This window comes from Edaphobacter acidisoli (assembly GCF_014642855.1).
Lineage (GTDB): Bacteria > Acidobacteriota > Terriglobia > Terriglobales > Acidobacteriaceae > Edaphobacter > Edaphobacter acidisoli.
In genome coordinates this window covers 1-1,876 of sequence record NZ_BMJB01000007.1, presented here as the reverse complement: position 1 = coordinate 1,876, position 1,876 = coordinate 1, and the positions used below count along the sequence as shown (strand labels likewise).

Sequence of the window (1,876 nt, the reverse complement as noted above, 5' to 3'; positions counted from 1 at the left end):
GAAGATTATCCCCTTGACGCAAGGTGGTCTCCAATGAGACCATCCGGGGGATGCAGAGTTCCATTGCCTACATGCGACAGTTCTTCGCTACGTTCCTGCACGAATGTTACAGCACTTGGAGGCAGGAGTTGCTAGCCTCCACCTTGGTATCGGCGGCCACCTACGTGCTTATGCTCAGGTCTCACGACCCCGCCGCATGGGGCACTTTCAAGGTAGCCATTGTCGCTTCAGGCATCGTTCTAGGCGGATTCGCCATTTGGCATCTGCTACGAACTCCCTTTCTCCTCCATAACGAGACGGTCGAGAGGCTCGGTCAGGAAGCAATAGCGGCACTCGAAAGCCAAAAGATCGCGATACGGCAGGAGATCGCGCATAGGGTGTCGCCCACAGATTGGCGCGATCTTTCCGAAAAATTCAACGCCATCGGTTCTTTCCAGTATTCGGCACAATTTCAGACTACTCAGGGTGTAACCAAGTGGAGGCTATACGATACGCAATGCAAGGCGCTCTGCACTTTGGCGGGCACAATGCTCATGGCATCCACGGCGATTTCTCCGCAGCTTTCGGATCAAGTTCGGTTGGAGTCCGATCCCGTCTCTCGATGGCTTGAATACCTCAAAGCAACTACCAGCGCCGCATCTTATCGCCTAGATTATGCGACCGAGGAATTACCCAGTGGAGAGAAGATCGTCCATCTACTCGGAAGGATCGACAACGTTCCCCGCGAATCCGTTGCCGCCTGTATCAAATGCTCTGCCTTAGAGTTGGCAGGATAGTATCCATAGGCTATGCCGCAATGAGGTTCTTATATTCCAATACCGGAGTCTCAATGAGCTTTTGCATGGTGTCACGGAAGAGGTAAGGATTTTGACGGTTATTGAATCGAAACTGCATTTCATCAAGATAAGCGGAGAGGTGTTTCGCACTGATTTTATGCCACGTTCCCACGATGCCCCGCTTCAGCAAGCTAAAGGCAGATTCGATGCCGTTGGTAGTAATGTCGCCATCCACGTAAATGCCGTCCCGATGCTTGATAGTCTTGTGCTTCGCGCGAGAATGTCCTGCACGGTCAAGAGCGTGAGGATACGAAATCATTTCGTCCGTCATAATCACGTCCACGTCACCGCTGACATTCTCCTTGATGTACTTCGCCAGCGTGCCGGACTTGCAATCCTCAGCGTGGAAAAAACGGAGTTCTCCGCCACGCTGTTTGATGCCGAACACGACCTCAGCCTCACCGCGACCCGGACGCCCTTTCTTTCCGCTCCCCCTGCGCTTGCCGCCCACGTAGGTTTCATCCATTTCGACCACACCAGAAAGCGGCAGCGGGTTGGCCTCTTTCATGGCCGCACGGATACGGTGGCAGAGATACCAAGAGGTCTTATAACTGCCGCCAACCATCCGCTTGAGCTGGCTGGCGGAAATGCCCTTCTTGGACTCGCACATCAAATAGGTGACGGCAAACCATGTAGGCAAGGGGAGCTTCGTATCCTGAAATACCGTCCCGGCCAGAACGGAGAACTGATAGCGGCATGAGTCACAATCGAACTGATTCCGGTCGTACACGCGGGAGATTTTCTCAGACTGGCAACGAGGGCACATCACCCTGTCCGGCCAGCGCAGAGCCTCAAGGTATTCCCGGCACGATGTATCGTTGCCGAACTCTCTCAGAACTTCAAAAAGCGTAGGTGCTTGCATGGCTAAAACCCCCAAACCGAAGAAACACCCGAAGGAGATGACCACCGAGGAAGCGATTCATCATGTCTTCCACCCGAAGATCGTCAAACACTTGAAAACAGAGGTGGAAAGACTCAACAAGCCTTCAGTGAAGAAAGGATAGCAATGTCCTTACCTTGTGTCAAGGGGATAATCTTCA

3 protein-coding genes are annotated in these 1,876 nt (G+C 53.0%); 2 read left to right on the top strand and 1 reads right to left on the bottom strand.

From position 1 onward, the window contains the following. The first annotated feature begins 50 nt into the window (after positions 1 to 50). On the top strand, positions 51 to 776 hold the full coding sequence (locus IEX36_RS17405) for a hypothetical protein (RefSeq protein WP_188760861.1): 726 nt from the start codon (positions 51 to 53) through the stop codon (positions 774 to 776). A gap of 10 nt (positions 777 to 786) precedes the next feature. Here IEX36_RS17405 and IEX36_RS17400 read toward each other — a convergent pair whose 3' ends face one another. Further along, a complete protein-coding gene (locus tag IEX36_RS17400; protein ID WP_188760860.1) occupies positions 787 to 1,698 on the bottom strand; it encodes an IS1595 family transposase in 912 nt (303 codons plus the stop codon). Between IEX36_RS17400 and IEX36_RS17395 the strand changes: the two genes are divergently transcribed. Further along, a complete protein-coding gene (locus IEX36_RS17395) occupies positions 1,697 to 1,840 on the top strand; it encodes a hypothetical protein (RefSeq protein WP_188760859.1) in 144 nt (47 codons plus the stop codon). The genes IEX36_RS17400 and IEX36_RS17395 overlap by 2 nt on opposite strands. The last annotated feature ends 36 nt before the right edge of the window (positions 1,841 to 1,876 follow it).

What these genes read in the sequence shown, in the direction of transcription:
- IEX36_RS17405 (WP_188760861.1), top strand. Translation starts at nt 51, where the DNA reads ATGCAGAGTTCCATTGCCTACATGCGACAGTTCTTCGCTACGTTCCTG.
- IEX36_RS17395 (WP_188760859.1), top strand. Translation starts at nt 1,697, where the DNA reads ATGGCTAAAACCCCCAAACCGAAGAAACACCCGAAGGAGATGACCACC.
- IEX36_RS17400 (WP_188760860.1), bottom strand. Translation starts at nt 1,698, where the DNA reads ATGCAAGCACCTACGCTTTTTGAAGTTCTGAGAGAGTTCGGCAACGAT.